Source organism: Spirulina sp. CCY15215, from assembly GCF_016888125.1.
Classification (GTDB): domain Bacteria; phylum Cyanobacteriota; class Cyanobacteriia; order Cyanobacteriales; family Spirulinaceae; genus CCY15215.
Genome location: NZ_JACSWA010000603.1, coordinates 12,370 through 37,510, shown reverse-complemented (window position 1 = coordinate 37,510; position 25,141 = coordinate 12,370). Strand labels below are relative to the sequence as shown.

26 protein-coding genes are annotated in these 25,141 nt (G+C 42.1%); 12 read left to right on the top strand and 14 right to left on the bottom strand.

Annotation, left to right across the window (positions count from 1 at the left end; translation table 11 throughout):
- Positions 1-83: 83 nt before the first annotated feature.
- The gene (locus JUI58_RS23640; protein ID WP_204106310.1) at positions 84-512 is read right to left on the bottom strand and encodes a type II toxin-antitoxin system VapC family toxin; all 429 of its coding nucleotides are present in this window, start codon (positions 510-512) and stop codon (positions 84-86) included.
- Positions 509-2,455, bottom strand: a complete 1,947-nt coding sequence (locus tag JUI58_RS23635) for a DUF4209 domain-containing protein (protein ID WP_204106309.1) — start codon at positions 2,453-2,455, stop codon at positions 509-511. Before JUI58_RS23635 ends, JUI58_RS23640 begins: the two co-directional genes overlap by 4 nt.
- Positions 2,456-2,575: 120 nt before the next feature.
- Here JUI58_RS23635 and JUI58_RS23630 point away from each other — a divergent pair, with 120 nt between their 5' ends.
- Together JUI58_RS23630 and JUI58_RS23625 are read left to right on the top strand one after the other, a co-directional pair.
- Positions 2,576-2,746, top strand: a complete 171-nt coding sequence (locus tag JUI58_RS23630; RefSeq protein ID WP_204106308.1) for a hypothetical protein — start codon at positions 2,576-2,578, stop codon at positions 2,744-2,746.
- 278 nt (positions 2,747-3,024) lie between these two features.
- A complete protein-coding gene (locus JUI58_RS23625) occupies positions 3,025-3,501 on the top strand; it encodes a hypothetical protein (RefSeq protein ID WP_204106307.1) in 477 nt (158 codons plus the stop codon).
- A gap of 32 nt (positions 3,502-3,533) precedes the next feature.
- Here JUI58_RS23625 and JUI58_RS23620 read toward each other — a convergent pair whose 3' ends face one another.
- Together JUI58_RS23620 and JUI58_RS23615 are read right to left on the bottom strand one after the other, a co-directional pair.
- Positions 3,534-4,283 carry a class I SAM-dependent methyltransferase gene (locus tag JUI58_RS23620; protein ID WP_204106306.1) on the bottom strand — a complete coding sequence of 250 codons (750 nt, stop codon included), beginning with the start codon at positions 4,281-4,283 and terminating at the stop codon, positions 3,534-3,536.
- Between the two features lie 35 nt (positions 4,284-4,318).
- On the bottom strand, positions 4,319-5,764 hold the full coding sequence (locus tag JUI58_RS23615; RefSeq protein WP_204106305.1) for a phosphoglucomutase/phosphomannomutase family protein: 1,446 nt from the start codon (positions 5,762-5,764) through the stop codon (positions 4,319-4,321).
- A gap of 307 nt (positions 5,765-6,071) precedes the next feature.
- Here JUI58_RS23615 and JUI58_RS23610 point away from each other — a divergent pair, with 307 nt between their 5' ends.
- From JUI58_RS23610 to JUI58_RS23600, 3 genes are read left to right on the top strand one after another with little or no spacing between them, the layout of a single operon-like run.
- A complete protein-coding gene (locus JUI58_RS23610; RefSeq protein WP_204106304.1) occupies positions 6,072-6,569 on the top strand; it encodes an ATP-binding protein in 498 nt (165 codons plus the stop codon).
- Positions 6,570-6,583: 14 nt separating this feature from the next.
- Complete coding sequence (locus JUI58_RS23605; protein WP_204106303.1) at positions 6,584-6,931, top strand: STAS-like domain-containing protein; 348 nt, start codon at positions 6,584-6,586, stop codon at positions 6,929-6,931.
- Positions 6,931-7,545, top strand: coding sequence for a hypothetical protein (locus JUI58_RS23600; protein WP_204106302.1), 615 nt, complete (start codon positions 6,931-6,933; stop codon positions 7,543-7,545). Before JUI58_RS23605 ends, JUI58_RS23600 begins: the two co-directional genes overlap by 1 nt.
- A 74-nt stretch (positions 7,546-7,619) precedes the next feature.
- Here JUI58_RS23600 and JUI58_RS23595 read toward each other — a convergent pair whose 3' ends face one another.
- Positions 7,620-8,036: a type II toxin-antitoxin system VapC family toxin gene (locus JUI58_RS23595; protein WP_204106301.1), complete on the bottom strand. Its 417-nt coding sequence runs from the start codon at positions 8,034-8,036 to the stop codon at positions 7,620-7,622.
- Positions 8,033-8,326: a hypothetical protein gene (locus JUI58_RS23590; RefSeq protein ID WP_204106300.1), complete on the bottom strand. Its 294-nt coding sequence runs from the start codon at positions 8,324-8,326 to the stop codon at positions 8,033-8,035. Before JUI58_RS23590 ends, JUI58_RS23595 begins: the two co-directional genes overlap by 4 nt.
- 125 nt (positions 8,327-8,451) lie before the next feature.
- On the opposite strand from JUI58_RS23590, the gene proS reads away from it, so the two are divergent.
- Together proS and bioF are read left to right on the top strand one after the other, a co-directional pair.
- Complete coding sequence (proS, locus tag JUI58_RS23585) at positions 8,452-10,263, top strand: proline--tRNA ligase (RefSeq protein WP_239121675.1); 1,812 nt, start codon at positions 8,452-8,454, stop codon at positions 10,261-10,263.
- Positions 10,256-11,476: an 8-amino-7-oxononanoate synthase gene (gene bioF / locus JUI58_RS23580; RefSeq protein WP_204106299.1), complete on the top strand. Its 1,221-nt coding sequence runs from the start codon at positions 10,256-10,258 to the stop codon at positions 11,474-11,476. Before proS ends, bioF begins: the two co-directional genes overlap by 8 nt.
- A gap of 134 nt (positions 11,477-11,610) precedes the next feature.
- On the opposite strand, the gene JUI58_RS23575 is transcribed toward bioF, so the two are convergent.
- From JUI58_RS23575 to dacB, 3 genes are all read right to left on the bottom strand, one after another.
- Positions 11,611-13,197 carry an adenosine deaminase gene (locus tag JUI58_RS23575; protein ID WP_204106298.1) on the bottom strand — a complete coding sequence of 529 codons (1,587 nt, stop codon included), beginning with the start codon at positions 13,195-13,197 and terminating at the stop codon, positions 11,611-11,613.
- A gap of 152 nt (positions 13,198-13,349) precedes the next feature.
- On the bottom strand, positions 13,350-14,531 hold the full coding sequence (locus JUI58_RS23570) for an aldo/keto reductase (RefSeq protein ID WP_204106297.1): 1,182 nt from the start codon (positions 14,529-14,531) through the stop codon (positions 13,350-13,352).
- Positions 14,532-14,727: 196 nt separating this feature from the next.
- On the bottom strand, positions 14,728-15,603 hold the full coding sequence (dacB, locus tag JUI58_RS23565; protein WP_204106296.1) for a D-alanyl-D-alanine carboxypeptidase/D-alanyl-D-alanine-endopeptidase: 876 nt from the start codon (positions 15,601-15,603) through the stop codon (positions 14,728-14,730).
- Positions 15,604-15,751: 148 nt separating this feature from the next.
- On the opposite strand from dacB, the gene JUI58_RS23560 reads away from it, so the two are divergent.
- Both JUI58_RS23560 and JUI58_RS23555 read left to right on the top strand, forming a co-directional pair.
- The gene (locus JUI58_RS23560; RefSeq protein ID WP_204106295.1) at positions 15,752-17,287 is read left to right on the top strand and encodes an extracellular solute-binding protein; all 1,536 of its coding nucleotides are present in this window, start codon (positions 15,752-15,754) and stop codon (positions 17,285-17,287) included.
- A 66-nt stretch (positions 17,288-17,353) separates the two neighbouring features.
- The gene (locus JUI58_RS23555; RefSeq protein WP_204106294.1) at positions 17,354-19,036 is read left to right on the top strand and encodes a SpoIIE family protein phosphatase; all 1,683 of its coding nucleotides are present in this window, start codon (positions 17,354-17,356) and stop codon (positions 19,034-19,036) included.
- 70 nt (positions 19,037-19,106) lie between these two features.
- On the opposite strand, the gene xseB is transcribed toward JUI58_RS23555, so the two are convergent.
- From xseB to JUI58_RS23540, 3 genes are all read right to left on the bottom strand, one after another.
- Positions 19,107-19,349, bottom strand: coding sequence for an exodeoxyribonuclease VII small subunit (gene xseB, locus JUI58_RS23550; RefSeq protein WP_204106293.1), 243 nt, complete (start codon positions 19,347-19,349; stop codon positions 19,107-19,109).
- Positions 19,342-20,580 carry an exodeoxyribonuclease VII large subunit gene (gene xseA, locus JUI58_RS23545; protein ID WP_204106292.1) on the bottom strand — a complete coding sequence of 413 codons (1,239 nt, stop codon included), beginning with the start codon at positions 20,578-20,580 and terminating at the stop codon, positions 19,342-19,344. The genes xseB and xseA overlap by 8 nt, the downstream gene beginning before the upstream one ends.
- A gap of 149 nt (positions 20,581-20,729) precedes the next feature.
- Positions 20,730-21,707, bottom strand: coding sequence for a cysteine synthase A (locus JUI58_RS23540; RefSeq protein WP_204106291.1), 978 nt, complete (start codon positions 21,705-21,707; stop codon positions 20,730-20,732).
- Between the two features lie 167 nt (positions 21,708-21,874).
- On the opposite strand from JUI58_RS23540, the gene JUI58_RS23535 reads away from it, so the two are divergent.
- Complete coding sequence (locus tag JUI58_RS23535; protein WP_204106290.1) at positions 21,875-22,336, top strand: SH3 domain-containing protein; 462 nt, start codon at positions 21,875-21,877, stop codon at positions 22,334-22,336.
- A gap of 19 nt (positions 22,337-22,355) precedes the next feature.
- Entirely contained in the window at positions 22,356-22,550 is a 195-nt protein-coding gene (locus JUI58_RS23530) for a type II toxin-antitoxin system VapB family antitoxin (protein WP_204106289.1), read from the top strand.
- Between the two features lie 99 nt (positions 22,551-22,649).
- Here the strand turns inward: JUI58_RS23530 and JUI58_RS23525 are convergent, their stop codons facing one another.
- Complete coding sequence (locus tag JUI58_RS23525; RefSeq protein WP_204106288.1) at positions 22,650-23,288, bottom strand: hypothetical protein; 639 nt, start codon at positions 23,286-23,288, stop codon at positions 22,650-22,652.
- A 21-nt stretch (positions 23,289-23,309) separates the two neighbouring features.
- The gene (locus JUI58_RS23520) at positions 23,310-23,975 is read right to left on the bottom strand and encodes a hypothetical protein (RefSeq protein WP_204106287.1); all 666 of its coding nucleotides are present in this window, start codon (positions 23,973-23,975) and stop codon (positions 23,310-23,312) included.
- A gap of 422 nt (positions 23,976-24,397) precedes the next feature.
- Between JUI58_RS23520 and JUI58_RS23515 the strand changes: the two genes are divergently transcribed.
- On the top strand, positions 24,398-25,141 hold the full coding sequence (locus tag JUI58_RS23515) for a peptidoglycan-binding protein (RefSeq protein WP_204106286.1): 744 nt from the start codon (positions 24,398-24,400) through the stop codon (positions 25,139-25,141).

The following is a 25,141-nucleotide window of genomic DNA, read 5'->3' as shown; positions in this document are numbered from 1 at the left end:
CGCACTCATTGCGCCTTTTCTGCTCAATTCAACTTGATTCAAAGTATAGCTTAAAAAGTAAACGATCGCACGCAGAGTTTTAGTTAAGCAAGTGTCCAATCTTCAATTGAAAGATCGGGAACTTTATTAAAATCTTTTTGATTTTTTGTGACAAGAATTGCTTGATGAGTTAAGGCAATCGCAGCAATTATTAAGTCATTAGTACCAATTCTAATTTTCTGTTGTCGCAAATTTTGATAATGAAAGTAGGCCGCATCGTCAAAAGGAAGTAAATTAACATTACAGTAGTAAATGAGCGTTGCTTGTAAATTTCTATGAGCTATAGCGAGGCGATCGGGATGTTTTGCATTTGCCTTATTCATCACAGCTAATCTACCTTGTAATTGCTCTTGTAATGTCACCGTTGTAATGAAAATATTAGAATGACCGATCGCTTTTGCTCGTTTGGCAATTTCAGGATGAAAATGTTGAAATAACGTCACGCAATCTGTATCTAAAATATATTGACTCACGCTGATGGGTTCTCCTCTGAAATTATTTCGCGATCGGCTGCTTCATCATCGATTTTACGTCGATAATCTTCCATCTCTTCGACAAATTCATCAAATTGCGGATCGTCTTGAAACATTCCGGAAAACTTAACCCAGGGATCGGATTGTTCAACTGCTTTTTGATATTTTAAAATTGGAATATAACAAAGTCTAAGAACTACCCACCAAAGATAAAGCATGATTGGATTAGAGTTAAATTCAGTGTCATCGATTAAGCCATGAGCCATGAGGTTTCTCAGGTTACTACCAGAGTGTTCAACTAACAAGTTTTTCAAATCAAATAAAGTGTCTTCATCAAAGATTTCGGTAATTTCCGGGCGATACAGCGTAGAGTTTAAGTTATGCTCGTTTTGAATACCGCGATCGTCATAACCAGAAGCTATATGTCCATTTTTTTGGAGCAAATAACGAACCGAGTTTTCAATTTGGGGAATTAGGATATGAGTTGATGTAAAAAAATCTCCTGTTAATCCAGCATATAAACCTTTTGCAAACAATAATTCTCGTCCTCGAGGTACAAAAGGATTGTTTAAAACAAGAGGGAAAAAATCGCTAATTCTCACAGGATGTTCGAGATAAATTTGCTTTCTAGCAACACTAATACAAGGGTCAGCAAAATGGATTTGTTTGAACGATGCTTGTCTATTCATTTGAAAGTCAATGGCTTTTTCTGATTCGTCTGAATTTTTGGATAAAAGTGAACTAGGTTGACGAGCAATCGTTTTACCCATTTCATTAATTATTACTTCACGAAAAAGAGCTAATCCTATATATTCTTGAGAATTATTTAGAACTTCTTGTCGGAGTTCAGACACCTTATTAGGTATAGGAATTACTGCTAAGGAAAACAGAGCGTCTAGGAATTCTTTGCCCCGAACACATTCCTGACAAAATTTAATTAGTTTACTAACATCAAAGTCGCAGGGTACTGAGATAAGAATCAACTCTTGTTGAGAATGCTCTTGATACTCAATAAGAAGTTTATGAACTTCTTCAGACCTTGCATTTACACTAATTTTTTCCTCTTTAGTTCCTCGGATACTTCTAAATGCTTCAATCGCTTTTTCTAAACAATGTGATGATCTCAAATAACTGGGAGGATTTTGCTTAACTATACCTTCAGCTTCTTTAACATAAGTCTCCGCAGCAGACATAGAAGCTGTTAACTCCTTCTCGCGATCGCTTTTCATACGATGCCATTTTGCCGTAATTTCCCAATATTCACGGGCTATATCCCATTGATGAGTAGTTTCCGATCGCATTGCTGCTTTTTCAGCAAGTGCAGAATACTTTTCCGGATCGTCAACTCTATCTTTATCTTTTTGCAATAATCTCATCAACTTTGCCGATAACCATAGCGGATCTTCTCCGTTATAGCGATCTAAAACTGTCTCGATATGAGAAATTACTGCTTCTATTTGATATGTAATTGACAATGCTAATTGATATGCTCGTTCTATGCGATAGAAACATAGATTCCGTTTTTCGGGATCTTCTAATTCAGTAGCAGATTTTAAATAAGCAGGTATTGCCAATTGAGCCATGCGATAATTGCGTTTTATCGACCAGAGAAGATCGGCAATTCTCGCTTGAAGTTCGGGATCGGAAATATCCGGTGCGATCGCGCTCAAAAAATCCGTCTGTTCGTCTGTAATATGCTGAAAACTATCAAGAAAAACCTCCTCCATTGATTCCCGTCGTCCCAATACCGTACTGGTAACAGCAGCCAATAGCTCGAAAATTTTCTGTTCTTTAACTTTACCTGTTTCTTCTGCTTGTTTTGCTTGTCGCCTAAATACCCTACTATACTCGTGACAATTTTTGCTCTCACAGCTACTAATGATATTTTTCCAGCCAGAGTTGAGGAAATCATCTCTTGTGAGGTTTAACAATTGGGAATCCATCATCATATTCTACTGGTCTACTTATTTATTTGTACTATAGCACGATTAAAAAAAATGGGTAAAAGAAGTGGCGCGATCGCCAAAACCTAAATATCTATTGCATTAAAGGAGTTATTGAGAATGGGTAATCGGCTGAAAAAACCTAGGCATTTAATCTCCAAAACACCATCCGACTATCAGGGCGATCGCGACTATCCCGCACCATTTCCCCGCAAAACTAAGCAGGTGAAGCAAATCGAGAGGCAAAAATATCCCTATAAATTCAAAGAACAAATTGAGGACAAAGATTAAACCGAGTAAGGCGATCGCAGGCATGGGATTTATTACTATTTTGGCTGTTTTAGCATAAAAAGACTTTTTTAACCAGTGGGAAAGATCATAACAATTAACAAAATTGCGATCGCCTCCCTTGTGTCAAACTGAGGACTGTCCTTGCTCTTGATTTCCTTTCTCGGGAGCAATTAAAATAAACAGGATAAAGATCGAACAAAATTGCGATCGCGGGCAGTTTGGTACAGGAATCGCATAAGAAGGTTCGATCCCGAAGAGTTTGTTGAGAGGAGGAGTTTATGTTTCACATCAATCGCTATCATTTTTTAATTCTTTTAATTGCGGGTTTAACCTCTGTTCCCGTTTTAGCGCAAAATGCCAATTTCGACCCCTTAAATCTCGCCCGAGGGTTCGATCGCGCAGATGCAACAGTCACGGGTAATACTGGCGGACATTACGATTTAGCCAATAATTTATCCCCTCGAGATTATCGAGGTAATGTTTGTATGGGTTTTGGCTCACAAATTCCGGATCATATCATGGAACTCACAGAAGATATAACAGAATTAAATCTGATTATTCATAGCGGTGGTAAAGATACCACTCTTGTGATTCAAGGACCCGATTCCGCAAAACAATTTCGCTGCGGCTATAATGGTGCATCTGGTGAAGATGCAGCCATTCACGATACAGACTGGAAAGCGGGAGTCTATAAAATTTGGGTGGGTTCGATGAATAGCGAAAACTGGCACTATCGTCTCTCTGCCAGAGAGTAAGAATCGAAAGTTCGGGAATGATGCTGATATCTCTATCTTGATTTTAGGCACTTGATGCCAATAAAGATGGGGTAATCGAGAAAATCCTGCCAAAATTCTCGCCCTTTTACCTCAATCCCTTCTGGAGAAACAATGAGTTGATGCCAATGGATTTCCGAAAATCCTACTTCTCGAAAAACTTCTTCGTAGGTACTACGATTAAAATAATAATTATCAAATTCAACATCTTGACCATCGCCAATGGTTTTTAAAGTAAAAGCGATCGCCTCGCCTTCTTGTATCGAAGTGGGTAGTGTAAAAGTTATACCGTATTTCTTTAATCGCGAAGACTCTTGATGGGGAAATTGATAATTAGTATTGATACTTATAAAATACCCTCCTGGTTTAAGATTGAGGAATATATGCAGACACATTTGTAAAAGCTGCGATCGCGTTTGGGCATAAGCCAATAAATAGGAGGAAACAACGCGATCAAATTCACCAATTTTGCCTAATTTAAGGGCATCTCTAACAATATACTCAATACCTAAAGGACGCTCATTTTCCTGTTCTCTTGCCAGTTCGATCATTTTCGAGGAAATATCTACGCCTACTACCCGAGAAGCACCTTTTTCTTTAAATTGTCGGGTATAAAGTCCATCCCCACAAGCGAGATCCAGCACCGATAGTCCAGCAATGTCCTCAATGATTTGCCAGTAGGTGTACTCTTCAATATGAGGACGATAAGGTAAGTCTTGGGTTTTCACGTAAAGTTCAGCAATGCGATCGTAATGAGCAGTCATGGAGAGGATGCCTCTGTTATCTTGAAAGTACCGATTTAAAGTGCGGAATTTGCCCAATTTTTTGCCCATTCTAGGGTTTTCTTAACCTGCGCCTCATCTGTTGCTTCACAATAAAGACGCAAAACGGGTTCTGTGCCGCTAAATCGTATCAGTAACCAACTGCCATCTTCTAATCGGAACTTATAACCATCAATGGTTAAACAGTCTGTTACGGCTTTTCCTGCGACTTCTGTGGGGGTATTGGTGTTAAGAAGTGCTAATAATTTCCCTCGTTCCTCCATACTGGCAAGAGGAATATCGATGCGATCGTAGGCTGATTGAAAGTTTGCCTGTGCCTGTAAATCTGCGTAGAGATCCCTGATATCTCGCCCAGATTCTACCACGGCTTCGAGGACGTAAAGGGCGGCTAAGAGGGCATCTCGTTCGGGAATATGGGAGCCATAGCCGATCCCCCCAGACTCTTCTCCTCCCAGGAGAACTTCTGCTGACAGCATCCGATCGGCTATATACTTGTAGCCGATCGCGGTTTCATAAAGGGGAATATGATAGGATTCTGCTAAACGGGCGATGATATCCGAGCCGCTAATGGTTTTCACAATTTCTCCTTTAAATCCCTTGCGTTGGGATAAATGTTCCATGAGGATAGGGATGAGAATTTGCGAACTGTGGAAATTTCCTGCTCCATCTACGGCGGCAATGCGATCGCTATCCCCATCAAAGACAAATCCGACGCGAATCTCTTCTTTACCTTCTCGTGCCGCCTCGCGAATAGCGCGGAATAGTTTAGGAATATACTTGGGGAGGGGTTCCGGTGCGCCTCCTTCAAACAGGGGATCGCGATCGCCGTTAATTTCTTCAATCTCTACCCCTAACAAGCGCTTTAACCCCGTCGCCGCCGCACCGTGCATGACATCAGCAAAAACGCGGATCTTCCCGGAGGTAATGGCATTGGCAATTTTAGCAATATCTACTTTGGAGCGCAATTCCCGACAATAACTTTCCCAAGCATCGAAATACTCCAATTTTCCAGGCATCTTCCCTCCCACAAAACCGCGAGGAAGTAATGCTTCTATTTGCTTAGTGATCTCTTGTGTTACCGAGCCTCCAAATGCTCCTTTGACTTTTAAGCCTAAGTAACCTGCGGGATTGTGACTAGCTGTGAGAACTAAAGAACCAAGCGCTCCTCGCTCTTTTGCTGCCCAGGATAAAGCGGGGGTTGGGGCGTAACCATCGGCAAGGAGAACATCAAAACCTGCTTCTTGCACGGATTCTGCTACGGCTTTAGCGAAGGATTCTGCTAGAAAACGGCGATCGTATCCGACAGCAATTAAGTTACTGCCAGTAGTTTCGCCAAAATTTTTCGCTAACACTTCTGCCGCAAGAGGAGCAACTAAAGTGACTCGCTCAAAGGTAAAATCGGCGGCAATTAAACCGCGCCAGCCGTCGGTTCCAAAGGCAATGGGGTTGGGGGTAAAAGGCATGGGAATTTTGCGATCGCAGCTATTATCTCTGCTCTCGATTGTAGCGCAATCCTTGCCTCATCCCAGATCAAAAACAGAGAGACATGGTTTTATCTAGCAGATAAGGACAAAGGAGATTAGACAAAAACTGGCGATCGCATTATGCTCCAAAAAGCCTATGCTTGGGATATTTTAGGCAAGCGAGGGCATTCTTGGAGCAAATACAGAACCTTGGCAAGGAAATTCCGTACCGTATCGAGAAGATCGAGAACAAAACAAAGATGCTCTTGTTGATTATCTTAAAGAACAGTGGTTAGGACGAGGTTGGGTGAATATTGGTCAAGACTTAAAAACGCTTATTGTCTCAACAGTTTGGGAAATATACGCGAATGCCTTTGAACATGGAAAAACTGATATCGGTGTTTTTAGTTGCGGACAGCATTTTCCTAAGCTCAATAAACTACAACTCACTGTTGTTGACTTTGGAATCGGAATACCTCATAATGTTAGGGATTTTTTAGAAAAAGCTGATTTTGCCGCAGACAAAGCGCTAAAATGGGCTTTTAAGGCCGGAACAACAACTCGACGAGGAGAAGCGAGAGGGATCGGATTAGATTTGTTGAGAAATTTTGTAAAGAAAAATAAAGGAAAATTGGAGATTTTCAGCCATGATGGGTATGCAATACTTAATGAAAGTCAAGAAGAGTATAAAATTAGGGAAAACTTTTTTGAAGGAACTCTAGTTAATATCACATTGCTATGTGATGAGTCTTATTACTCTTTATATCCGCTCTTGTCAGAATCAGACAATGAACCACTTTTCTAAGGGAGACAGCCACCATGAAACTCGAAATCCATACCTTAGTTGGCAAAAACTGCATGACCTGTGAAGACGGCCAAATTGTTTACGATCGCATCCACCCCGAATTATTGGCAGAGTGTCCTGTCGAGTTAGACTTTGCAGGGGTTGAAATTTTTGCATCGCCCTTCTTTAACTTTGCGATCGGTCAGTTACTCAGAGATATTGAGCCAGATAATCTAAACCGACTGTTGACATTTCCTAATCTCAATTCGATTGGTAAATCAATTCTGAAACAAGTAATAGAAAATTCTAAAAGATATTACTCTGATGAAAAGTATCGGAGTAAAGTTGATAAAGTTATTGAAGAACAAGCTACAGGTGTTTAATGTCAATTTATTACAATATTCAAGCGGAAGTTGTCGATATTTGCTCTGATACTCCGAAAAAGGATGACATTTTTCTGGTAGATACTAATGTTTGGTATTGGTTAGCCTATAGTCAAGCCAGTCATCCTCTTGCATCATCTCTATCTTATCAAATAAAACATTATCCCACATATTTGAAAAATGCACTTTCTTTTAATTCTCATCTTAAATACTGTGGTCTTTCTCTTGCCGAAGTAGCTCATCTTATCGAAAAGACAGAAAGAGAAATTTTTAATTCTATGCTGAAATCGAAGGAATACCGCCATAATCATCCAAAACAGCGAGCAAAAGTTGTTGCTGAAATACAAGCTGCTTGGGGAATTGTAGCACATTCTGCGGTCTCACTTGATATTCCCATTAATGAAACCACAACTAATGCTGCATTGACTCGATTACAAACTCAACCTCTAGATGGCTATGATTTGTTCATTCTCGAAGCAATGAAAAAAGAAAATGTCAAACAAGTTATTACCGATGACGGAGATTATTGTACCGTTCCCGGTATCATAGTATTCACTGCGAACAAGAATGTTATTAATGCTGCAAAAGCTAAGAAGAAATTGAAAAAGAGATAATTAAGACTTGGCTTAAATATTATTAAAAACCGAGTATTCATCGGGGATGATTTGACAGTTATAATCTGATTTAACTAATGCCAGTTTTCTACCTGCAAATCTTTAAAATTGGCATAATCAGCGACATTATTCGTCACCAAAATTAGATTGTTTGCCTTGGCGATCGCGGCAATTTGACTATCAGCAAATGGTGGTGTTCTGCCAATATTGACCAAACGCGCTCTTTCTCGGGCGTGCCATATTGCAGAAGTCAAATCGTAGGGCAAAATTGGAATCTTAGACAACACGGATTTTTGCAGATAAGTTTCGATTTGTCTGCGTTTTTTGGATAGCGGCAATCGATTGCATCCAAACAAGATTTCCTGTATTACAGGAGTCGCCGTTGCAATTTCCTGACGATAAGTTGCAATTTGTCTGAGAACATTTTCATTAGGGCGCGGGCGCAAAGGCTCAGATAAAGTATTAGTATCCAGTAAAAAGATTAAACTCACAAAATCACCTCGCGTCCGAGGGATTTGTCTCGAACATCTTTAAAAATTTCGTCAACATCAATATCGGCTTCTTCAATATTATTTTCTTGGCGAAATTTTTGGATAGATTCCCAAAAATCCAGTTGGCCACCATTGCGATCGCCATTATTTTCTACTTCAGTAATTTCAACGGTTACTCTTTGCCCGTCAGGAATATCGAGCATTTCTGAGAATATCAACATTTGACCCTGTTTGATGGCTGTAATCTGCACGATTTCTCCTTCCTCTCTGGTAAAACCTCTCACGAACATTCTACCCGATCGCGCTACGACAGAACTCGAACCAGTATTGCAAACTTTTATGCAGCCCTTGCCCAATCTGCAAACAAGACTGATATCCTAGATCGATGCGACTGCACTCTCAAGGGAAATCTGTCATGCGACTGTCTCAAATGCTCTTTGTCACTCTCCGGGAATCTCCTGCTGAAGCGGTTATTCCCAGCCATCAACTGTTGCTGCGGGCAGGATACATCCGAAGCGTTGGCAGTGGTTTGTACAGCTATCTTCCCCTCATGTGGCGCGTTTTGCAAAAGGTTTCGGCGATCGTGCGGGAAGAGATGAATGCGACGGGTGCCCAAGAATGTTTGCTTCCTCAACTACAACCCTCGGAATTGTGGAAGGAGTCGGGACGTTGGGATACTTATACTAAAGCAGAGGGGATCATGTTTGCGTTTAAAGATCGCCGCGATCGCGAAGTTGCCCTCGGACCCACTCATGAGGAAGTGATTACCACAATTGCCAAAGATATGATTCGTTCTTATCGCCAACTTCCTACTCATTTATATCAAATTCAAAGCAAGTTTCGCGATGAAATTCGCCCTCGTTTTGGCTTGATGCGGGGACGGGAATTTATTATGAAAGATGGCTATTCTTTTCATACCAATGAGGAGAGTTTGAAGGAAACTTATCGCGATATGGATCGCGCTTATCGCAATATGTTTTCTCGTTGTGGCTTGGATTTTGTGGCAGTAGAAGCGGATTCTGGGGCGATCGGGGGATCGGGTTCTCAAGAGTTTATGGTCTTGGCAGAGATTGGCGAAGATGAGATTTTATACACGGAAGATGGCAAATATGCGGCTAATGTGGAGAAAGCAGAATCAATTCCTCCTGATGCTGAACTTTCTCCTTTCAGCGAGTACGAAAAACGGGAAACTCCCAATACTCCTACCATCGCAACTTTAGCAGATTTTGCTCAATGTTCTCCTACGGCAATTCTCAAAAATGTACTTTATGAAGCAGTTTTGGATAATGATTTGTTAGTGTTAGTTTTGGTCAGCATTCGCGGCGATCGCGATGTTAATGATGTCAAGTTACAAAACGAAATTAGCAAGTTAGTTTCTGAGTTTGGCGCAAATGCTGTACTGTCTCTGGAAGTTCCTGATGAAGTGGCACAAAAGAAATGGGCAGTAAAACCGTTACCTTTGGGTTATATTGCTGCGGATCTGAGTGATGATTGCATCAAAAAAGCAAAAAATATTCATCCTCAATTTGTTCGCATGGTAGATCAAACTGCTGTTGATTTAAAGAACTTTGTTACGGGGGCAAATGAGTCAGGTTATCATGCTTTTGGGGTTAATTGGGAGCAACAATATCCCCTTCCTAAATTAGTTGTAGATGTACGCAAAGCTGAAGCTGGCGATCGCTGTGTCCGTGACCCAGAACAAGTGTTAAAATCGGCGCGAGGGATTGAAGTGGGGCATATCTTCCAATTAGGAACAAAATACTCGGCGAAAATGGGAGCAACTTTTACTGGGGAAGATGGCAAACCATCGCCTTTTGTTATGGGTTGTTATGGGGTGGGGGTTTCCCGTTTAGCACAGTCTGCGGTGGAACAATCCCACGATAAAGATGGTATTATTTGGCCGCCTGCGATCGCGCCTTATCATGCCATTATTGTTGTTCCTAATATTAACGATCAAACGGCAATGGAAGCGGCAGAAAACTTGTATCAGGAATTAAATTCAGCAGGAATTGAAACACTTTTAGACGATCGCAAGGAACGAGCAGGTGTTAAATTTAAAGATGCCGATCTGATCGGTATTCCTTATCGTATTGTTACCGGACGTTCTCTCAAAGAAGGTAAAGTAGAAGTTGTTCAACGTGCGACTAAAGAATCTCAGGATATTCCTTTAGATGAAGTCGTGACAACGATCAAAAACTGGCTTGATTTGGCAATTAATAATGAATAAAAAACCTTCGATCCCCCCTGCCCCCCTTAATAAGGGGGGTGGCGATCGCCGGGGGGATCAAATAACTAGAAATAAGCCCTATTCTTGGCTGGAAAAGTCCTTAGAAAGTATTCATCGCGCCCATTGGTATCGATCGGTAAAGACGATCGCGGGGCGAGGGGGTGCGGTTGTAAACTTGGAAGGGCGAGAAGTTGTTAATTTTGCCAGCAATGACTATTTAGGGCTTGCGGGGGACGATCGCCTGGTTGAAGCGGCGATAAGGGCGACTAGGGACTATGGCACGGGAAGCACGGGATCGCGTTTATTAAGCGGACATCGCCAACTACATCGAGATTTAGAAGAGGCGATCGCAGACCTGAAACAAACGGAAGATGCGCTGGTTTTTAGTTCGGGATATTTGGCAAATTTGGGGGCGATCGCGGCGCTTGTGGGACAAAGAGATTTAATTTTAGGCGATCGCTACAATCATTCTAGTTTAAAAAATGGGGCGGTTTTAAGCGGTGCGACGATACTAGAATATGAACACTGCGATCGCCAAGATTTGGAAGCAAAATTACAACAATATCGTTCACAATATCGCCGTTGTTTAATTACTACTGATAGCGTTTTTAGTATGGATGGGGATTTATGCCCATTGCCCGAACTATTAGAATTAGCAAACACTTATGATGCGATGCTGCTGATTGATGAGGCTCATGCTACGGGGGTTTTAGGAACAACCGGGGCGGGATGTGTTGAGCATTTTCATTGTACGGGAAAACCCTTAATTCAAATTGGAACTTTAAGTAAAGCCTTGGGTAGTTTAGGGGGCTATGTTGCAGGTTCTAAACTATTAATTGATTTTCTCCGCAATCGTGCTTCTACTTGGATTTATACTACGGGTTTATCTCCTGCTGATACTGCGGCGGCGATCGCGGCTATTCATATTATTCAACAAGAGCCAGAAAGACGAGTAAGATTATGGGAAAATGTCAAGATAATTAAACAAAACTTAATACAAAAATTCACTCTTTTTCCCTCAGAATCCCCCATTTTGTGTATTGGTTTAGAAAGTCCGCAAGCGGCGATCGATACAGCCAAAAAATTACAAGAAAAAGGCATTTTTGCTCCAGCAATTCGTCCCCCAACTGTCCCCACCAGTCGCATTCGTTTATCTGTTATGACGACTCACGAACCCGAACATATTAACAAACTTTTGCAAGGTTTAGATTAAAATTCGCCCATTTCATTTTGAAGAATAGTATAACTAGAACTTACACAGCTAGGGAGCGAGACGCTCCCACTACTGTATCCTCTGGCTATGGTAGTGTGGGATCTTGCCCGTTAATGTGTAAGTCCTAATAACAACTAACGCAACCAAGAAAGATTCTCAAACTCGGCAAATTCGGACTCTAAACGCCACTGTTCTCGGGCGCGATCGCTGGTTTGTAAAAACTCATTGCAGCCCTGAGAAAGAGTGCCTCCTGGTACATCATCCACACAAGCATTAATCATAGTCACAAAATCAGAACTTTGCCAAAGACTTTCACCGCCAATAAAACTATATTCAAGACTATTACGGGCGAGTTTCTTTAAGTCTAAATAGCCCAGATCGTAAGTTTGTGCTGCCCGTAAATATTCATTGCTGAGATCGATGCGGGAAATACCTTCATCATCAGAAGCTAAGGTTACTGGAACTTCTGCTTGTAGATAGTCGGGAAAAGGATGATCCTCCCCTTTGACTCCCAAAATCACATCATTACTGGTCAAACAAATTTCAACCAATATGCCACGCCGTTTCATTTCTTCTAATAATTGTAGGGGATTTTCTTCATAAAAAATACTGACACCATGACCGATGCGATCGGCTTCAGCAATTTCTACAGCTTGGCGAATATGGTTCTTTAAATCCGACGGCGGTACTAAACCTAATGTTAACTCTCCCGCGTGCAAAGCAATATTAATATTGGGATATTGACGGTTGAGAAATTGCAACATTTCCATCTGGAGAGTATAGTCTCGCAACGCTAGGGGATGATCTTCTGGGGCAACTAAATTCAATCCTACTACAAGTTCCTCGGTTTGTACTAATTCAAAAGCATAAACAAATTGGGCGAAAACTTCCGCCGGAGACTTAAAGCGCGTGGTTTGCTGAAGATAACGGACTGTCACCTCGCAACCGGGTTGAGGGTTGGGTGTATCGCATCCCAAAGCCTCGGAAAATCCTTGGGCGATCGCCTCAACTTCCTTCTGTCCCTCCTTGATCAGTTGCGGCAACCCATTAGTGAGTAACTTTTGGCGCGTGCTGGCAAAATCTCCATCCCAAACCTCACTCGCCAAACTTCTCACTTCACTGCCTTGAAAAGTAAGCATCAATTCGAGGTAAAAAATGTGTTGTGCGGCGGCGCGGTTAGCTATGTTCCCTACCATTTTCCCACGAAGCTCCTGCAAGGAGGAAATCGGATCGAAGCCTTGAAACGAGTTAAAAAAGCGATCATGACCCGATTCCCCTGCAAATGCTAAGTTTCGGGTTGACCAGCGATCGATCCATGCGTTATAAATATCGGTGCGTTTTGGCAGATCCTCTGCGGCGATCGCCTCATTCCCATTGCACTCTTGGGGTTCAATTAGCTCTAAAGTTACTGTATTGACGCAATAATTTTCCTCTGCTGCCCATTCGAGATAGCTTTCTGCATAAACTGCGCCACTTAAATGAGAGTGAATGTCACCGCCCTTGGGCATCCGTTGCACAAAAGCGCGTAATTTGGTCGGGCGATCGCGATTGCTTTCAAACCATGCAGCTACTCTTTCGCTGACATTATTGCGTGTCTGTCTTTGGGCGATCGCGGTTTCCCGAGTCGTTTCTTGTGCGATCGTTTTTGGGATCGTTAAGTTTGACCCTAGGGAAAACAACAAACTCGCGCAAAAGAGGAGATTGAAGGGTTTTTTGTGCATGGCATTTTTTACGTCAACTCAGTTGACTAAGACTATAGCCTTTTGAGGGATCTAGACCAAAAGTATTAAGTTTTATTAAGCAAAATTAAAGAATCTTGAAGTAGCTGCATTTAGTAGCTGCATTTATCCTTTGTGATAAAATCACTAAGATTTTATTGTTGAGATAAACGTTTAATTTCTTCTCCTCCTAAAAGCCGATCGCATTCTGCCAAAAATTCGGGAATTTTATCGCGGTGAGGGCTATTTTGTAAACAAGCCGTAAAATCGAATTGAGGAATATTTTGGGCTTTTTTGCCAGCAAACCAATGACCTCCATTTCCTAGCAGATTGTAGCGCATTTTTCCATATTCGATCAAGTCGTAAGCGATCGCCAAATTTCGCAACCATAAAACCGTAGGAATATTGATATTACCTGGAGTTTCTTCTGGTTTGGGAAGCCCTTCTCGCCAAGTTAAATACCAATCTTTTCCTAAGCGGGCGATCGCCTCTCGTTCCAATCGTTCTATAATTGGCGGTAATATTTCATCACTGCGATCGAGCAAATCTAAAACTTGTAAATGTTCGTCAAAATCAGTAGGAAAAGAAGCACCCACGGAAAGGGTATTAACTTCAGGCTGAGATAAACAAAATAAACCATTAAAGACCATTGGACTTAACGGCTGACACAATTCTACTAACCTTTGCGGCGCTTGATAGAGCATTCCCCCTTTATTGGAGGGACTAATAATAAAAATGCCCATATCTTGACGGCGTGCCGCTTCAATCGCCGGCCAATTGTCTTGAAAAATATAGTACCAATGCAAATTAATATAATCAAATTCTCCCGATTCTATCGCTTCAATAATAATCTCTGTAGGAGCATGGGTAGAAAAACCAATAAAGCGTACTTTTCCTTCCGCTTGTAACTTTTTAGCCTCCGCCAAACAGCCCCCAGGTTTGAGACTATAATGCAATAATTCGGCATTATTAATCCCATGTAATCCCAACAAATCTACATAATCGAGTTTTAAATAACCTAAAGAGCGATCGAAAGTTTGTCGAAATTCTTGAGGATCGGCAACAGGTTCAACTTTAGTTTGTACAATAATTTCATCTCGCGGCAATTTGGGCAAAATCGCTCCTAATTGCATCTCCGAAGACCCATATCCTCGGGCGGTTTCAATATGATTAATCCCTAAATCTACGGCGCGGCGAATCGTAGCTTCGACATTGCTTTGATTATCTTGAGGGACATCTTGCCATTTAACATCTTGCCATTTGTATTGATAGCGCATTCCCCCACAAGAGAAGACGGGAATTTGCAATTCTGTACGACCAAAACGACGGTATAGCATATTTTAAGACTCAGTGACTTTTGCAGTTTTAAAGTGAGATTGTGGCTGAAACCCTATTATAAAGCGTAATTCCTGCTCTTACAAAATCAGCGCGATCGCCAAACCGAAAATTTTAAAGGGATGCGAAGGGCATCCCCAGTAACTCCTCAACACCTGACAAAATCTCCTCAACACCACCATAAAAACGTTACTAGGTTTAGAAACGGCGCGAACAGCTACCACTATTCATGCTCGCCATACGAACTACAATATTATCGATCGCATTCAGCAATCGCTGTCCCGACTGACCGGGTTGATTCACAAGAATGCTAAAAACAAGCACGCCATATTCTGGGTGTTCTAAGTAACCAGATAGCGCCCGTACACCATTCAGCGTTCCAGTTTTAGCATGAACGATTCCCTGGGCAGGAGTTGACTGAAAACGTCCCGCCAGGGTGCCACTACGCCCGGCAACCGGGAGAGAAGCATAAAATACTTCTTTACCATGACCACGTTGAACAATCGCTTTCAAAATGTCCACCAATGCCGAAGGCGTAACCAAATTGTTTCGAGATAACCCCGATCCATCTGCCTGTCGGTAATCAGATGAAACTCCCAAGCGACCTAGCGCCGATCGCACGGCCTGGGTACCGCCAATTCCTCGCAGTAACGTATCGGCATAACCATTGTGACTTCTTTGCAGGATAGTGCGAACCCAAGCCCCTAAATTCGAGGACTGAATGGGAGAAAGGGGATCGTATAATTGCAAAGCTGCTGCTGTAGTGAGGATTTTGATATTGGAAGCAGGAATCAAATATTGGTTGGTTCCATGAGTGTAGAGGACGCGACCATCCTCTAAAGTTTCCACATGGATGCCCCACTTGGCTCCAGAAAATGTCGGATTGCCAATTGTAGTATCGATCGCCTGTTGTAATTGATTCGGACAGATTCCCACTGCCACAGATTGGGCGATGGAGGTTTCTGTTTCTGATGCTTCTGCAAAGGTTTCGGCGCGGAGATTCCCCATCGGGGCGATCGCCGTAGCTATCAGCACCGTCAGGGAAGCTAAGGATGCGAGACGTTTTTGCCTCATATTTTTGTACTCCTTGATTTAGAAAAACGAAGTAATCTTAACATTTATTACCCGATCGCCCTGCCCTTCTCTCCGGAATTTTCAACAAAATTGTGGGGATTGAGTAATACTGGGTAATGGGTAATTGAGTCCTCGATCGTTGAAGAAAATGAAGACAAGAGAAATAAGAAAAAGTTTCTTCGCCTTGGGTCTGGCGATCGCCTTTACTGCTTGTACTTCGTCCCCCCAACTCCCCAAGGAAACAGTAAAAAATCCCCCATCTGGCCAATCCGCCCCCATTTCCGAGCCAAGATTTGATAATCTCAAAATAACCGTTTTAACCCGCGATCTGCCAACGATCGCCGAACCGATCGCCCGTCGCGCCAAAGAATTTACCGCCAAAACTGGGGCAGAAATTGAAGTGATTACGGTCCCTTTTGAGAAACTGTATGGGGAAATTCAAACAAATTTGCAGGAGAAGTCTGGTAAATATGATGTAATGGTTTTTGCGCCGCAATGGTTGGTCGATTATGCAGAATTGGGAGAATTGGAAGATTTAGGCGATCGCATTGCCAAAGATTCAGCTTTACAATGGGAAGATATTGCACCCTTTTTTCGCAATTTCAGCACCAACTACAAGGGCAAAACTTACACCATTCCTTTAGATGGGGATTTTCAAATGGTGTACTATCGAACAGATTTATTAACCCAGGGAGGATTCAAACCCCCGGAAACATGGGAAGATTATCTGGCGATCGCCAAGCATTTTCAGCAACAAGACCTCAATGCTGACGGCATCCCAGACTACGGTTCTTGTATCCCGAAAAAACGCGGAAAACAATCCTATTGGATGTTTTGGTCTATCGCCAGTGCTTTTCTACAAAGTCGAGGTACCGAACAAGGCGCTTTTTTCGATCCCGATACTATGAAACCTCTTGTCAATAATAAAGCCTTTGCGAAAGCACTAGAAATCTATAAAGAAACGGGACGTTATGCCCCAGACAATGAATTAGAGTTAGATGTAGATCAAACTCGCGATCTCTTTATTTCCGGTCGTTGTGCTTTAACTTTAGATTGGGGGGATATAGGACCCTTAGCGATCGATTCCAAACACTCGGAGATCAGCGATCGCCTTGGTGCAGTCATTTTACCAGGTACAACGAAGGTTTTAGATCGCGCTACTGGGGAACTTGTTGTTTGCAATGATATTATTTGTCCTTATGAGATTGAGGGGATTAATCGCGCACCTTATGCCGCTTTTGGGGGGTGGTCTGGGGCAATTAATGCCGCCTCCGATGCCAAAACCAAAGATGCTGCTTATGCTTTTTTATCTTATATCAGTCAACCCGCCCAATCTAATCAAGATGTTACCCTGGCGATGACAGGATTTAATCCTTATCGCATTTCTCAGTTTAGCGATCGCGAGGCCTGGATCGCAGCAGGGATGAGTCTGGAAACAACAAGCCGCTATTTGGGGGCGATCGGGTTTAGTTTGCGAAGTCCCAATGTTGTCTTAGACCTACGAATTCCCCGAAATCATGACTATCAACAAGAGGTTTTAGATACAGCCCTAGCAGATTTTTTAGAAGATAAAATAACAACAGAACAAACTATGCAACAAATTTATCAAGGTTGGGAAAATTTAACCAATGAAATTGGGCGAGAGTCGCAAAAAATTGCTTATCGTTTCAGTTTAGGGCTTTAAGCAAGTATCAATTATCAATTATCAATTATCAATTATTAATTATTAATTACCAGCTACGGTTTCTTCATGTTCCAACAAGCTAAAAATTTTGTTCAAAATAGAAAGAAAAAGGGCTGGAGTTTGCGCTATAAATTAACGGCAGCTTACTCTTTTTTGACGCTTTTAATTGTAGGAATTTTAACGGAAAGTCTTTATTTTCAACTTCATCAAAACCAAATTCAAGATCTGCGCGATCGCCTGAAAGATATTACCGCTTTAACTGCTTTACAAATTAACCCTAATTTTCATGGTTTACTGATAACACCTCAAGATGCCCAAACCTCCTACTATCGCGTTTTGTTACAGCGTTTAGAAGAAATTAGCAACACTAACGAGTCAATTCGACGCATTTATACATTTCGTCATCTTCCTGATGGCAAATTTGTGTTTGTTTTAGATTATGCACCACCACCCGCCCCTACCGCTACTGTAGGCAAAGAAGTGAATCAACTTCCTCCTTTACTTGCCCAAGGAAATAATACCATTACTCAAGCAATTGTCGAACCAGAATTATTTCGCAAACCCAACGGACAATTTATTCTTTATGGTTATGCACCTTTGATCAATAATTTTGAGGAACAAGAAGGAATTGTTATTATTGAATTTGATGCCTCAGCAGTTATTAACAGCAAAAAACGAGCGCGACGAACTTCTCTAATTATTTTTTCCGTTACGCTTCCCATTGCTTTATTAGTTGGCTGGTTATTAACCCACAGTCTAACTGTTCCAATTCGAGAACTCGTAGACAGCGCCCGCGCAATTGCCCAAGGTAAATTAGATCGATTTGTTACTGTTAAAAGTCGTGATGAGATTGGTATATTAGCAGACGCATTCAATCAAATGATTCTGCAACTACAAGAATCTTTTAATACTTTAGAAGCAAAAGTTCTCGAAAGAACAGAACAAATAGAACAAGCCAAGGAAGAGATTTCTGCACTCAATCAACGTCTAAAAAAGGAAAATTCTCGACTGAGTGGAGAGTTAGAAATTACCCAAGTATTGCAACAAATGTTCTTGCCTAAAACCGAAGAATTAGAAAACATACCAGGATTAGATATTGCGGGCTATATGCGACCTGCAACGGAAGTAGGTGGAGACTATTATGATATCATTACCTATGGCGATCGCGTTAAAATATGTATTGGTGATGTGACGGGACACGGTTTAGAAAGTGGTGTTTTAGCCATTGTCGTACAAACAGCAATTCGGACTTTATTAGCGAACAATGAAACCAATTTAGAGAAATTTTGGGATGTAATTAACCGTATCGTGATTGATAATGTTCGTCGGATTAATTCCGATAAAATCTTAACACTTTTATTATTGGATTATCGGGATAATTCATTGTATTTAAGCGGACAACATGAGGAAGTTATTTTAGTTCGTGCTGATGGAAAAATAAAAAGAATTGATACAATAAATTTAGGCTTTCCAGTGGGTTTAGATGAAGATATTACTCCTTTTATTGATGAAGCAAAGATAGATTTACAGTCGGGAGATGTTATTGTTATTTATACCGATGGGATTTCGGAAGCGGAAGATAGTAACGGAGTTCAATATGGCTTAGATCGTTTATGTCAAGTCATCCAATTACATCGCGAAAAAAGCGTAGAAGAAATTCAAAATGCAATTCTCGCAGATTTACAAGACTATATTGGTACGCAAAAAATTTACGATGATATTACTTTAGTTACCATGAAAAAAGAATAGCGATTGGTTGTAAGTTAGTTAGAATTGAACGCGATCGCGAACTCTATCTTTTTGGAAGCAATAGCAACTATTAGAAATCAGAATCATTTTCCAGGGTTTCTATTAATAAATCCATCTGTTCTTTACCACGATTTAAGAAGGTTTCGCATTGACGCAATTGTTTAACCGCCACTTCAAATTGTGTAAAAACAGCTTCTAATGGTAAAGCCCCCGACTCAATTTGTGCCGCGATCGCCTCAATTTCTGCGACTGCTTCTTCGTAGTTCCATTCTGGTTTATTCGTCACTGGCTGATTTGTTACTGGCTTATTCATCACTAGCTTTTTTGTCATCCACCTTGAGAATTTCTGTAACTTTTACATTGAGTTGTCCTGTTGCCAATTGTACAATTAATTCCGTCTCGCCGTCTAGATCCCAAGGGTTGCGGATAATGGCTCCTGCTGAATTTCTAATAACAGCATAGCCGCGATCGAGAACAGCTTGGGGATTGAGGGCAGACAGCTTTTCTTTTAAAAGTTTCTGATGAGAAAAGATTTGTTGTAGAGCCAAAGCGCGATCGGGAAAATTACTGAGATATTGTTTCAATTGTTGCAGGCGATCGCCCTCTTCGGCAAATCTTTCCTCAATGGCAGTTAAAAAGGCTTCTCGGCGCTGTTGCTGCTGTTTTTGTTCAATACCCCATCTCTCCCTTACCGACTCTAATAAGCCAATTTTGCAGCGATACAGGTCTTCTTGCAATTGTCGCGCATCAGGAACCACCGCCTCTGCTGCAGCCGTGGGAGTATGGGCGCTAAAATCCGCCACAAGATCCGCGAGAGATTCATCCCGTTGGTGTCCAATTCCCGTTACTACTGGGCGATCGCACTCCGCGATCGCCCTCACCACCCGTTCATCATTAAAACAGCTTAAATCCTCCGTTGCCCCGCCTCCCCGTGCGACAATGATTAGTTCGGCGCGATCGTCTCTTTCCACTCTTTTTAAGGCTTTCACAATAGATACAGGGGCTAAATCCCCCTGTACGATCGCCCCAGATAACAGCACTTGCAAACCAGGATAGCGTTGTTTTAGAGTACGTTGAATATCCCCCCATGCGGCGGCGGTGGGAGAAGTGACAACAGCAATAATTTGAGGATGTGAGGGTAAAGATCGCTTTTGCTCGAGGTCGAAGAGTCCTTCACTTTCAAGGCGCGATCGCAGTTGTTTATATTGTAGAGCTTGCAATCCTTCTCCCGCCGGAAGCACCTGCACCGCATTGAGTTGATACTCCCCCCGTTTGGGGTAAAGTCGCAGACTTCCCAAGACTACTACTTGTTCTCCCTGTGTCGGCATTTGCACTAATTTAGTTCGCAATTTTCCCCAAACAACACAACGAATAGAAGCATTTTTATGGCGATCGCCAAGAGTAAAAAATAACCCACTTTGGTAATCTCGGGCGCTGGTCACTTCACCAATGACCCAGATTTGTTGCAAATATTCATCTTCTTCGAGAAGATCTTTAATATAGTCTGTGAGTTCAACAACGGAAAAAGCATTATTAGCAAGCATAATTATAAAAAGAGAGGCTTTCGGATTCTCCCCCCTTATCAAGAGGGGCTTCCAGATTCTCCCCCCTTATCAAGAGGGGCTTCCAGATTCTCCCCCCTTATCAAGGGGGGCTGGGGGGGATCGAATCAATAACTAGCAAGTTGAGTTAATTAAGGAGAAAGCAACCCTTGTTCTACTAACCAATCGCGATTAAAGAGTTTAGATTGATAGCGAGAACCTCCATCACACAGCACCGTCACAATTGTATGCCCCGATCCTAATTGTTTCGCCAAGGCATAAGCTGCCCCAACATTAATACCAACAGATCCCCCCATAAATAGCCCATCCTTTTCCAGTAATTGATAAACAACGCGAACGCATTCCTTATCGTCAATTTGGATAGCATCATCGATGGGAACCCCTTGCATATTGGCCGTAATGCGACTATTACCAATCCCCTCAGTAATCGATCGCCCTTCTGGTTGACTTTCTCCAGTTTTCACATAACTATATAAACCACTGCCCATCGGATCCGCAACAATACATTTTAACTCGGGGTTTTTCTCCTTCAAAAACATAGCCGTCCCCGCATAAGTTCCCCCGGTTCCCGTCGCAGCTACCCAAACATCAACTTTTCCCTCGGTTTGTTGCCAAATTTCCGGACCCGTTGTTTCATAATGGGCATTACGATTGGCTAAATTATCAAATTGATTTGCCCAAATCGTATTTTCCATTTCCGAGGCCACCCGGCCAGAAAGTTTAACGTAATTATTGGGGTCTTTGTAGGGAACTGCTGGAACTGTGCGAACTTCAGCCCCTAATGTCCGCAATAATTCTATTTTTTCCGGCGATTGCGTTTCGGGAATAATAATCAAACATTTATAGCCTTTAGCATTACAAATATGTGCTAAACCAATGCCTGTATTTCCCGCAGTTCCTTCCACAACGGTTCCTCCTGGTTTAAGGAGTCCTTTTCGTTCCGCATCTTCGATAATATAGAGGGCAGCGCGATCTTTGACGGACCCTCCCGGATTGAGAAATTCCGCTTTCCCCAAAATCTCGCATCCTGTTTCATCACTGAAACTGTTTAAGCGAATCAGAGGTGTATTGCCCACCGTCCCAATAAAACCGTTTTTGATCTCTACCATTTTTATCCGTGATATTGTGCCAACTTTGGTTAATTTCTCTAATTATCTCGCGAAATTCAATCTCTCCCAAGGTTGACAAATTTTTTAAAATCTGCTAGGACATATTCTGGACTGGGGATCGCTCCGACACAATCAAACCATTTAAACCATTTAAGTGTCTAAAATTTATGAAGTTATCTAGTATTGGTCAATTTATTCTCGGTATCGTTCTCGGTATTTCAATTTTAGGCATCAGTGGGGCGGCGGCGGGTTACTATTTTTTCAGTAAGATGGCTGTAGTTCCTTCCAAGCCTGTTTATCCGGAAGAACGTCCCCAGTCTTCTGAAGACTCTGCAAAAGAAGGGGAAGGGGAAGGAACAGGGGAGGAAGAAGTTGTTTCTGAACCCGAAGCCCCTAAAGTCCCATTACCTGAAGGTGCTTATCGAGTTCGCGTCAATTGGCCAGATGGGTTGAGTTTACGAGATAAACCCGATTTTGATGCCGATCGCCTTGAGGTTATTCCCTATGATGCTGAAATGATTGTTTTAAGAAGTAATGAGGATGGAACATGGGATTGGATTCGTATTCCAGGAACTAATAAGGAAGGTTGGGTTAAAGCGGGAAATAGCGATCGCATTGAGGAAGATTAATTGGAGACAGGAATTTTAAATGGAAACTAACATTGTAATTGACGATCGCCTCATGGCTGATGTTCTTCAAGCGACTGGTTTAAAGACTCAACAGGAGGCTGTTGAATTGGGTCTTAAGACTTTAATTAAAATCAAACAACAAGAGAGAATTAAAGCATTTAAGGGCAAGTTGAAATGGGACGGCGATCTTGAAGAAATGAGGTGCGATCGATGATACTTGTAGATTCGAGTGTTTGGATTGATTATTTTAGTGATTTTGTGATGTAGGGACGTTGCATGAAACGTCCCTACAGAATACATAAATCGAAAGCGATCAACGACGAATGTTGCATCCCTCGAGATTATCGACACGACTCCGAGAAAATCGGTTAATTAGCCACCCTTCTATAGGTCGTATGATTTTCACCCATTCTTGGTTTCTTATTGGGATCGCAGGATAATCGTCGTCTATGGTAACAGGGTCGTTAATTCCTACACGTCCATTAGGGGGAAAATTATTATCATCCGAAAGACCTTCATAAACTTCAAGAAAATCCCTATCGCGATCGCCACGCAAACTCAAACGACATCCGGAAAATACACTTGTAGTCGTAGAAATGCTTTGCCTACACGGTATTAAATCATCAGCCCTGACATAACCTTCGTCACCTCCGTCTCTTCTTTCTCCAGGTATCTCAACATTGATGAAGGTGTAATCTTTATTATCCTCCAAAAGATAAACAGTGTCACCTTCACGCAAATTAAAGCGAGGTCTATCAGTGGTATCGGGTCTAGTCAATACAGGGGTCGATCTCGTTTCAACAACATAACAATCCCCCCTTCTTGCCGATAGGCTAACCCGTGCTAACTGGGCATTAGTTGAAGTTTGCGCGATCGCGCCTCCTTCTCCTACAATTCCCAGCATTAATATAAAAAGCGAAAATCTTTTTGTCCAGTGTTTCATGAGTTTCATTGTTTATCTTAAAATATTTACCTAGGAACAACTAATAGCGTTATAGCGACCCTCGCGAGGGATTCCCAGAACAATCCAGCCTGGGGGAGTTCCAAACCGAGTCAAGACGGGAACCCAAACAAGTCCACCCGAATCTTGTATTTCTATTCCGGTAATTGTCACCTCTTCATTTACATAAAGAGAGAAAGGGTCAACTAGAGGATAATTGAATCCTGGACCGCTGCGGAAATCAATTTTAGCACTTGTAATTTTGAGACAATTTCCTGGAATAGGAGTTCCTTGAGGTATAGCTTGCACCGAAGATGAAGAACAGGGAACAAGATCGCTTGTGTTGATATACCCTTGGATGCGAGGAGAACGTCTGAGTTGAACTTCAATATAATCGATTCCTCCACCATTATTTTCTAGTAGATTTACTTCTGTTCCTTCGCGTACAGTGTCTCTTATATTTGTTGGTATCCGTCTTTCAAATAAAGGAGTTTCTTTTGTTGTTCGGCGACAATCTCCACTACGACCTAAAACTTGCGCTAACTCGAAGTTAGTGCTTTGTCTTTTAGAAGAAATTGACGGCGAAGTTTGTAGCGTACCTTCCCCTCGATTTCCTGTGGAACTTGCGATCGCGGCACTTTGTCCAACAATCCCCAACAGCACTGCTAAAAGTGCAAACGATCTACTCCAGTGTTTCATGTCTCTCATTAGTTTCCTTACACTACAACTATACAAAAACCTTGCGCGGATAAACCTCCTGCTTTGATTTAATTCGTATCTGCAAGATAGACCCTGAAAAACCCTGCGATATTAATTATCTATAGTGTGTTCTGGGAAAAATTGCCATTTTTATGCAAAATTTCGGCTCTCTGTAATATTTTGTTACAAATTCCAGTTGCATAAACTATTTTCCCCAAGAAATTTCTCTACAGAAGGAGTTTTTATGCACAAATGTTTGGGTTTAGACGTTTTGCCCGATCGCACTGTTCCCAAAATACCCCTCAGAAAAGAAAAATTAATCAAACCAAAAAGCGATCGCACCTCCTAAATAAAATTGTCCGATCGCCAGCCCCAAGTGTAAAAATGGGAAGAAGTCGCGATCGCAAATAGGGACAATAATTATGATAAAGCAGAATAGTTTGTTAGTTTTGGGCATTACTATCAGTATTATCGGTGTAAGCGATGGCGCGATCGCCCTTACAACCCAAAGCGATCGCCTAGAATATTTGTACGCCCAAACTAATATTTTACGGCCAGGCGATCGCGGTGAAGCCGTCAGCGAACTACAAAAAGTATTAAAAGCGATCGGCGTATTTAATGGACCCATTAGCGGCGTTTACGGACAGCAAACCGAACTAGCAATACGCCGTTTCCAGCGCGATCGCGGTTTAATTGAAGATGGTATCGCGGGAGTGCAAACTCGTGCCGCCATCTCTGCTGTAGCGCGATCTCAGACCGGTTCCAGTTCTCCCCCACCCTCTCCCGCTTCCCCATCTTCCCCACCCTTCACCCTAGGCAGTCAGGGAGATGCCGTGAGACAAATTCAACAACGCTTGCAAGTTCTCGGTTATTTCCCCGCTTCTCCCACGGGAAACTATGACGAAACCACCCAACAAGCCATCATGCAATTTCAGCGCGATCGCGCTTTAACTGTCGATGGAATTGTCGGATCCCAGACCATTATCGCCCTAGAACGTTCCTTGAGTCCTCAACAAATTCGCGCCCTACAACAACGCTTAAAAACAGCAGGTTTTTATGATGGGGCGATCGATGGAGTTTGGGGGGAACAAACCAAAGAGGCGATCGCGGCTGCGCGAGGAAGTTTTGGGTTAAATGTGACGGATGTAACACGAGAAAATAATTAG